An 8,050-nucleotide genomic window follows, 5' to 3' on the forward strand; every position below is an offset into this window, starting at 1 on the left:
AAAAATAGACCTTCTCAATACCTCAGGGAGGCACAGCTTGGCTCGACGCACTAAGGACGAGATGATGGCTGAGTTCCGGCGTCTGGGCGCTCTGTTCGACACATGGCTCGACTACCAGTTAGCTCATGGCGAAGCAGCAATGCAGAAGGCCTATCAGAAAACTCGTCGGAGCAACGACATACTGACCCTGGTCAAGCCCGGCGGCCCGCGTCTAAGCGACGTGCTGGAGGGGACCAAGCAAGGTCTCAACGACATCAATGATATGATCCGAGATGGTCTACAGGAGGGCTGGCCTTCAGCTACTGGCTTCCTCGCCTACTATCGCGAGCGCACTGGTCGTGAGTGGTGGGCCGATGCGGGAGATCCTGTCCGGATGGCGCGAGCGATCCTGAAACGCGGCCAGATCCGAGATGAGACCGAATGGTATCTGCTCAAGAACTTGCTTGACCCTTTAGACCAGACGGACCTTTCAGCCGATGAGTTGAAGCGGCTCAGAGCCTTGCACTGGGAGTTCGAGGAGCAGGCGAGACAGTGAGCGTGGGCACCAACCTTAGGTGCGTTCGGTGCCTGACCAAAGCACCATAGCGCGGCAGGCAAAGCACCCCTTACCCTGCTGGTTGAGGCGACCTTGCATGTGTCCCCGTATACCCTTCGAGTGGCGGGTGTAGCTCGGAGACACTGATCCCATGAATGCAATGACGGCTTTGGCCAACCTCCGGCACTTCCTCGAGCCATGGGATCGGTATGGGTTCGACCAACGGCACGACGCTCTGATCTGGGGCTCTTCAACGGAGACCACGAACCGAGGCTGGCTCCACCAAGTAATGCTGCCTCATGCGTCGGAGGAGCTGGATCGCTTCCATGCGGAGAACCGCTTCCTTGAGGCGTTCCGGCATCCTCGCCTCTGGTGCGAGATGAACGGCTTCAACCTGTTCTCGAAAGCGTTCAGCCTCTTTGGTCCAGCCCTGCACTCAGAGCCTCCTCGGGTCTGGCGAGCCTACAATGTGGTCACCACGAACATGGGCCAAGGTGGGTTCCACCAAAGGTTCGACGGCATCATCTTCGGGGGAGCAGAACATGGCCGACGGAGCGTGTGGTTGCTCGAAACTCGCTCGGGCGAGGTCGTCTCAGCGGACCGGGAGACCTCCCAGGAGATCTTCCGCTGGCCTGACTTCGACAGCTTTCTGCCTGCTGCCCTGAACGAGCTGGCTGCGAACTGGTCAGAGGATGAGCGGCGCGTGACCCATCTCAGCTTCGTCACGGGTGGCGCTTGACGGCATAAGCCTGTGCCGACCTCCGGCACCGAAGACGGCGCTGGAAGCCCTCTGCCACTGTGCTAGGCCGCTCGGGATCGTGGCTCTATCCACCCTTCCGTCCACCTTCCTAGCAAGAGAACGGGCGGAGCCTCCCTCGTGAGCTTTTCCAGTGCAAGATGGGGAGGCAGGCGAGGCAGGCTGTTACGATGATCGTTAAGAAGGGAACCCAACCGGCTGCCGGGAACAGGACGAACGTGACCAACATCAATGTGGCGGTCTGATAGATAACCAGCCCCCACCACTGTAGGCGACCCACGAGCAAGAAACCCACTGCGCCTTGGAGGACGAGGGCCAGCCATACCAAATGAAGTGTCAGACCGAAGTTCACGTCTCGTGGCCGTTCGAACATAGCCATGACCAAGTCAATCACGAGCGCGAGGAGCGCCGCATAGCCTGCGACAAGACCCAAGTAGCGAAGCGTCAGCACCCCAGCGCGCAAAAGGCTCTGTACTGACGTTCGACATACGTCCAGCAGTTCGCTGCTCATATGGTCCTCGGGTGCCGGTTTGGTCGCGTTGACTGTCCCAGCAGCCTCCATCACCATCTTGGCATCGCCAAGGCACGGTATAGCGCTTCTCACCTTCAGTTGCCCGAATACACGTCTCACTAGACCTTGCCTATGCGGGACATGACACCTCGCTTTGTGCGTATTTCGTGACTTTGTGACCGCTGGCTGGACCCAAGCGCCGCAAGGGCTTACGTCGCGCGTATGTCCCGCGCGAAAGGCGCCTCGCCGCAAGTCCCCGTTGCCCATGATCCTGGTGCCCTGCCGAGCGGTCGGCTCCTGGGTTACGCGAGGGTGTCCACGGACGGCCAGTCTCTGGCGGCGCAACTCGAGCAGCTCGCGGCAGCCGGGGCTACCCGAGTGTTCCGCGAGACGGCCTCGGGCGCCAAGCGTGACCGGGCGCAGCTCGCCAAGCTCCTCGCCGAGGTGGAGCACGGGGACGTGGTGCTGGTGACGCGCCTGGATCGGCTGGCGCGGAGCACGCGGGATCTCCTCAACGTGCTGGGCGCCCTAGCCGAGAAGGGCACCATGTTCCGCTCGCTTGCCGACCCTTGGGCCGACACCACCACGCCGCACGGCCGGCTCATGCTGACGGTGCTGGCGGGCCTCGCGGAGTTCGAGCGCGAGCTGATCCGCGCCAGAACCGGCGAGGGTCGGGCCCGAGCCAAGAAGGAGGGGCGCAAGATGGGACGGCCCTACAAGCTCACGCCTCATCAGCAGCAAGAGGCCCGGCGCCGGCACGACCAAGGCGAGAGCCTGTCGGCCATTGCCAGGAGCTACAACGTCCACCATGCCACCATCGGACGACTGTGTAGGTGAGCGGGAGCGCTTCCTTGCGAGCGCTCACGCCTTACGTTATACCTAAGTATAACAGGAGGCAGCCATGCTCACATCCACCCTGCGCACGGTCGGCGGCTCGGTCATGATGGCGATCCCCAAGCCCGTGCTCGACAGCATGGGGCTCGGACCGAACGTGAAGGTGGCGCTCCGCATTGAGGAAGGCCGGCTCGTGGTCGAGCCCCGGCCCCGGCCGCGCTACTCCCTCGCCGAACTGGTGGCTCAGTGCGACGCGGACGCCCCCCTGAGCGAGGAGGCACGCGCGTGGGACGAGGCTCCCCCGGTGGGCGGCGAAGCCCTGTGACGGACCCGACCTGATGGAGCGCGGCGACGTCTGGCACGTCGATCTGAACCCCACCAAGGGGCGCGAGCAGGCCAACCCCCGCTATGTGCTGATCCTCACGCCCAAGGCGTTCAACGCCCTTGGCACTCCCATCGTGGCGCCCATCACCCAAGGGGGCAACTTCGCCCGCGACCGGGGCTTTGCCGTGTCGCTCTCGGGCGCCGGCACCAACGCCTCGGGCGTGGTGCTCTGCAACCAGCTCCGCGCGCTCGACCTGAAGGCGCGTGGCGCGCGGTTCTCGGAGCGGGTGCCCGACTTCATCATGGACGAGGTCCTGGCGCGGGTGCAGCCGCTCTTCGAGTGAGCGGGGCCAAGCGAACCGGCTCGCCCCCAGGCTGAAACCTTGTTGCCTGCGGGTCACGCATCCGTCACCATGACGGCGAGCGCCGCTTGGACTCAGGGCCGGGCGGCAGAGGGACCACAAAGGGAAGCGAACGCCCGAAAATACGAAGACCCGCCAGGGGCGGGCCTCATATCCAGCCGAGGCTGGGAAAACTGATGTGTGCAAACTCAGCTTCCCATAGTCGGCCGGACGCTTGCAAGAGGATTCTTGCCACGGGTGAGCTTTGCCTTGCGCGTGAGTGGCCCCGCCCTGTCGGTCTTCCTCGTTATGGAGGACGACAGATCATGTTCACGACCATCGGAGCGGCCCTGGCCGGCTCGGCTCCGCCCGCGCCCGACCGCCAGCCGGTGCGCCGGCACTCGCGCCTGGTCGGGCGCTGCGAGCGCGTCTTCTGGCGCAGGACAGACCGCCAGGAGGTCCGGCGCGTGCTGCTGGCCGCCCGCCGCTATGATCTTATGGAGCGACAAGCCGGGCGGCGGAACGGCCCCCTGGGGCACGTCGCGCTCGAGGTGCTGGAGCTGCTGGCCAACCTCGTGAGCTTCCGCACGGGGCGGCTCGACCCCTCGCTCGACACGCTCATGGCCAAGCTCAAGCGGTCTCGGGATGCGGTCTGGCGCGCTCTCCGGGCGCTCCGCGAGCACGGCTTTCTCGACTGGCTGCGCCGCTACGAGCCTACCGGGCAGACGGAGGGGTGCGGGCCCCGGGTGCGCCAGGCGAGCAACGCCTATCGCATGATGATCCCGCTCCGGGCGGCGCGGCTCCTGGGGCGCCTGGGCGCGGTCCCGCCCTTGCCCGAGGACGTGATCCACGCCCAAGAGGTCCGCGCGGCCGAGCTGGCGGCCCACAAGGCGAGCCTGCCCTTGGACGAGCTGGCCCTCTTCGACGTGGCGAGCAGCCCGCTTGCGCAGGCGCTCGCGGACATGGGTCGCAAGGTGCAGGAACGCGAGTCCGCCAGACGGTCGGAATCCCAAGCTAAGGATTCTCTCTAAGAGCACAGCAAGAGCGGAACGCATCCCGCAGAGCTTCAAGAGGCTTGTTGTGAGCCAGCGTTTCAGGAAACGTGTCTGAGACGGCGCTCAGGCGTGTCATGAACAGTTCAGAAACGGCTCAGAAGCTGCGAGAAACGCTGTGGAATACACTCTTACCGAAGCCGCCCAAGCTACGGCCCTCAGCCGCCCCACGATTTTCCGGGCCATCAAAACCGGGAAGTTGTCGGCCCGGCGAGAGGCAGACAAGAGCTACAGGATCGACGCCTCGGAACTGGCCCGCGTCTTTCCAACCATTTCAGTGAACAAGCCGGATGTAACGGCACGACATGACGAGAAACGGGCTGAACAAGCTGAAACGGCCCAGCCAATTGGCCCTGACACGGCCTTGCTCCAGCTCCAGGTGCATCTCCTTGAGCAGCAGGTCGTGCGAGAGCGCCAGATCGCAGAGCAGGTGCGGGAGCTGGCCGATCGGGAGCGCGAGACGTTTCAGGAAACGGTGGCCGATCTGCGCAAGCGCCTGGACCGTTCCGAGGAAAGAGTCCTGGCGCTGACGGTCGAGCGCGTGGTGTCCGCTCCTCCTGCACCTTCTCTCACCGTGACCGAGCCTGCCGTGGCTTCCGTCCAGCCCAACCCCTGGGCTGGTGTCCTAGCCCGCCTGTTCGGCCGCGCCTGATCGACCTCGTTCCACCTGTTGGTCCGGTCCAGCGCGGGAGGCGGGGTCAAGCCGTCCCGCAGGCTTAAGCCGAGGACACGGCTTGAGGCTGCTGGACGCGCCCACGCTCCGGTCTGTCCCTTTGGTGCTTTGCATCCAAAGGGACTGCCCAGCGGCGAGCGTCCTTCCTTCCTAGCCCGATGAGGCAGTTTCCGCCGATCCCAGCCTGAGGGCGACCTGTCCCCCCTGGACCGTGCAGCTTGGCGCTTGCCTTGAAGTTGAGTGTACACCAGCATACTCGCGTCCGGACGCGTGCCGCGCCCAGCCCCGAAGCTGGTGAGGGGGCGGGACGCCCCCTTCAATCCCCCAAGAAGGGCCGCGCTGGCGCACGGCACGGGGCCAGCCCCGCAACCCCGGCCGGGGGACCCTGGTGGCCCCCCAGCACCCCCCGCCCGGAGACCCCGGTCCATGCGCGTCGAGATCCGCACCACACCCCAAGACAAGGCCCGCTGGCAGGCGCTGGCGGAGAGCCGGGGCGTGTCGCTGTCGGACTTGGTGCGCGCCCTCCTCGATGGGCAACGCCCACGCCGGCCCCGCCGTGAGGCGCCCTCGGTGGACCCGGCGCTCCTGCGCGAGCTCGCGCGGCTCGGCAACAACCTCAACCAGCTCGCCCGCGCCGCCAACCGGCAGGAACCGGTGCCAGCGGCGGCACTCTTGGTGCGCCTCATCGCGATCGACCGCGAGCTGGCGGCGCTGCGGCGCGCCTACACGCGAGCCGACCCCGAGGCGGAGGACGCGGCCTCGCCCGGAGCCGCCGAGCTTGGCTCCAGCCCCGGGGAGCCCGGGCCATGCTGATCAAGTTCACCTCCAGCGGGCGGGGCGGCGGGGGCACGGTGGCCGCCTACCTGACAGACGCTGCCCGACAGGGGCGTGAGCATGCCGCCCCCGAGGTGATCCGCGGCGACATGAACCGCACCCGTGACCTGATCGACAGCCTGTCGCGGCGTTGGACCTACACCCACGGGGTGCTGAGCTTCGCCCCCGAGGACGCGCCCTCGGACGTCGAGCAGCACCATGCGATGGATGCCTTTGAGCGGGTGGCCTTTGCCGGGCTCGACCCCGAGCAGTTCGATATCACCTGGGTGCGCCACACCCATACGGGGCCTGGGTCCGGGGTGGACGAGGCGGGACGCGAGAGGCGAGGCGGCCGGGTCGAGCTGCACTTCGTGGTGCCCCGGGTGGAGCTGACCACAGGACGGGCGCTCAACATCGCACCCCCGGGCTGGGAGCGCACCTTTGCCCCCCTCCGAGACGCGCTCAACTTCCAGCACGGCTGGGCCCGGCCCGACGACCCGGCCCGCGCCCGCGAGATGCACGGGGTGCCGGCCCACGCGCACGCCTCCGAAGGGCTGACGCTCCGGGCGGGCCGCGAGGGGGTGCATGCCTATGTCACGGCACTGGTGGCGGCTGGCCAGGTGACCGACCGGGCAAGCCTCGTCGAGGCGCTGGAGGGGGCGGGCCTGAGCGTCCCGCGCCAAGGCAAGGATTACCTGACGGTGGCCGATCCCGAGAGCGGCGAGCGCCTCCGCATGAAGGGCCGCCTTTACGAGAAGGGCTGGAGCTATGACGCAGAGCTTGACCGAGCGTCTCGCCGAGAGGCTGGCCACGCAGTCGGCCGAGATCGAGCGCCTGACCACGAGCGAGCTGAGGCAGCTTGGCGAGAGGTTGAGGCACGAGTCCGAGACCGCGCTCTCTTCCATGAGCGGCTCTTTGCACGCGGCGCTCGAGAGCGCGATGCAGCCCTTGAGCCGGGACTTGAGCAGGCTCAGGCGCTGGGGCCGCTGGTGGTGGGCGGCCCTGGCGCTGACTTGGCTCACCATGGCGGCGCTCACGGCCTTGTTGCTCTGGCTCTGGATGAGCCCGAGCGGCTGGAGGGCCACGTGGTCGGGGACAGCATCCGGCACGGAGGGGATCGTCCTATACCAGACATTCCGCTTCGAGGGGCGGAGCTATCTCCTGGTGCCGGAGGGAACCATGGCCGTGACCTGTCGGCGGGGCGAGGAGCAGAGGCCCTGCCTGGTGCTGCCCTTGGGCGAGGCGCCGCCCGTGCGGCCCCAAGCGCGGACGGATGGGAGCTAGAGGATGGACAGCCTCACGCCCTTCGAGCGCGCCTTGCTCGCTCAGTTCGAGAGCTTGGCGAGCGCATCCGAGGCCTCGCTCAAGCAGTCCGAGGCCACGGCGAGCGCGCTCTCGGCCTTGTCCAGGCAAGCTGGGGCGCGGATCGAGGCCATCGAGCAGAGACAGGAGGCCTTGAGCGCGCACTTGGACGACTTGGCCTCAGGCTTGACCAGGCAGACGCTGCAAACACGCGCCTTGATCGATGCCGTGAACAGGTTGATGGCCGAGTTGGCGAAGTAGTCCGCGAGCGCGAGGCCGAGCGGATCAGGCTCCTGGAGCAGGAGCGCGGGCGCGAGCGGACGCACAGCCAGGGCCTGAGCCATGGGCATGACAATGGGTGGGGACTGTAACGGCGGCTGGCCAGGTTGGGGTTGGAGCAAGGGCCGGGACCCAACCGGCTCAGGGACCGGTCCTAGAGCAAGGAGAGCGAAAGAAGACCGCTCGCCGCTGGGCAGTCCCTTTGGATGCAAAGCACCAAAGGGACAGACCGGAGCGTGGGCGCGTCCAGCAGCCTCAAGCCGTGTCCTCGGCTTAAGCCTGCGGGACGGCTTGACCCCGCCTCCCGCGCAGGGGCTCATCCGCCCGCATAAGGGGTCAGAAGAGGGGACAGACCGTCGCCTGATCCCGGGTTGCCCTACAGCGTTGCCTTTTGCGCCCCGACGATGGCGGAGCCTCCCTCCGCCATACCCACAAATGAGCCCTGAAAATTGCGGCGGGACTGTCGAAGCCCTTTGGCTCGCGCTTTGCCAAAAATAGACCTTCTCAATACCTCAGGGAGGCACAGCTTGGCTCGACGCACTAAGGACGAGATGATGGCTGAGTTCCGGCGTCTGGGCGCTCTGTTCGACACATGGCTCGACTACCAGTTAGCTCATGGCGAAGCAGCA

9 protein-coding genes are annotated in these 8,050 nt (G+C 66.4%); all 9 read left to right on the plus strand.

Translation table 11 applies throughout. The annotated features are described in order from the left end of the window. Positions 1 to 535 (plus strand): hypothetical protein (locus FHG66_RS20770; protein WP_218013938.1); only part of this gene is annotated, 535 nt, incomplete at its 5' end. Between the two features lie 151 nt (positions 536 to 686). Further along, positions 687 to 1,274 carry a hypothetical protein gene (locus FHG66_RS20775; RefSeq protein ID WP_139079062.1) on the plus strand — a complete coding sequence of 196 codons (588 nt, stop codon included), beginning with the start codon at positions 687 to 689 and terminating at the stop codon, positions 1,272 to 1,274. Positions 1,275 to 2,025: 751 nt separating this feature from the next. Next, complete coding sequence (locus FHG66_RS20780; RefSeq protein WP_139079063.1) at positions 2,026 to 2,640, plus strand: recombinase family protein; 615 nt, start codon at positions 2,026 to 2,028, stop codon at positions 2,638 to 2,640. A 64-nt stretch (positions 2,641 to 2,704) separates the two neighbouring features. Continuing rightward, positions 2,705 to 2,962 (plus strand): AbrB/MazE/SpoVT family DNA-binding domain-containing protein, encoded by a 258-nt coding sequence (locus tag FHG66_RS20785; RefSeq protein ID WP_139079064.1) that lies wholly within the window; start codon positions 2,705 to 2,707, stop codon positions 2,960 to 2,962. Positions 2,963 to 2,975: 13 nt separating this feature from the next. Beyond that, a complete protein-coding gene (locus tag FHG66_RS20790) occupies positions 2,976 to 3,305 on the plus strand; it encodes a type II toxin-antitoxin system ChpB family toxin (protein ID WP_139079065.1) in 330 nt (109 codons plus the stop codon). A 323-nt stretch (positions 3,306 to 3,628) separates the two neighbouring features. Then, positions 3,629 to 4,333, plus strand: a complete 705-nt coding sequence (locus tag FHG66_RS20795) for a helix-turn-helix domain-containing protein (RefSeq protein WP_139079066.1) — start codon at positions 3,629 to 3,631, stop codon at positions 4,331 to 4,333. A gap of 139 nt (positions 4,334 to 4,472) precedes the next feature. After that, positions 4,473 to 5,006, plus strand: coding sequence for a helix-turn-helix domain-containing protein (locus FHG66_RS20800; RefSeq protein WP_139079067.1), 534 nt, complete (start codon positions 4,473 to 4,475; stop codon positions 5,004 to 5,006). Positions 5,007 to 5,453: 447 nt separating this feature from the next. Further along, on the plus strand, positions 5,454 to 5,840 hold the full coding sequence (locus FHG66_RS20805) for a plasmid mobilization protein (RefSeq protein WP_139079068.1): 387 nt from the start codon (positions 5,454 to 5,456) through the stop codon (positions 5,838 to 5,840). Next, positions 5,834 to 7,513 (plus strand): relaxase family protein, encoded by a 1,680-nt coding sequence (locus FHG66_RS20810; RefSeq protein ID WP_139079069.1) that lies wholly within the window; start codon positions 5,834 to 5,836, stop codon positions 7,511 to 7,513. The genes FHG66_RS20805 and FHG66_RS20810 overlap by 7 nt, the downstream gene beginning before the upstream one ends. Positions 7,514 to 8,050 lie beyond the last annotated feature (537 nt).

This window comes from Rubellimicrobium rubrum (assembly GCF_006152115.1).
Lineage (GTDB): Bacteria > Pseudomonadota > Alphaproteobacteria > Rhodobacterales > Rhodobacteraceae > Rubellimicrobium > Rubellimicrobium rubrum.

Coding starts and splice junctions, on each gene's coding strand:
- FHG66_RS20795 (WP_139079066.1), top strand. CDS start 3,629: ATGTTCACGACCATCGGAGCGGCCCTGGCCGGCTCGGCTCCGCCCGCG.
- FHG66_RS20785 (WP_139079064.1), top strand. CDS start 2,705: ATGCTCACATCCACCCTGCGCACGGTCGGCGGCTCGGTCATGATGGCG.
- FHG66_RS20775 (WP_139079062.1), top strand. CDS start 687: ATGAATGCAATGACGGCTTTGGCCAACCTCCGGCACTTCCTCGAGCCA.
- FHG66_RS20780 (WP_139079063.1), top strand. CDS start 2,026: ATGTCCCGCGCGAAAGGCGCCTCGCCGCAAGTCCCCGTTGCCCATGAT.
- FHG66_RS20805 (WP_139079068.1), top strand. CDS start 5,454: ATGCGCGTCGAGATCCGCACCACACCCCAAGACAAGGCCCGCTGGCAG.
- FHG66_RS20810 (WP_139079069.1), top strand. CDS start 5,834: ATGCTGATCAAGTTCACCTCCAGCGGGCGGGGCGGCGGGGGCACGGTG.
- FHG66_RS20790 (WP_139079065.1), top strand. CDS start 2,976: ATGGAGCGCGGCGACGTCTGGCACGTCGATCTGAACCCCACCAAGGGG.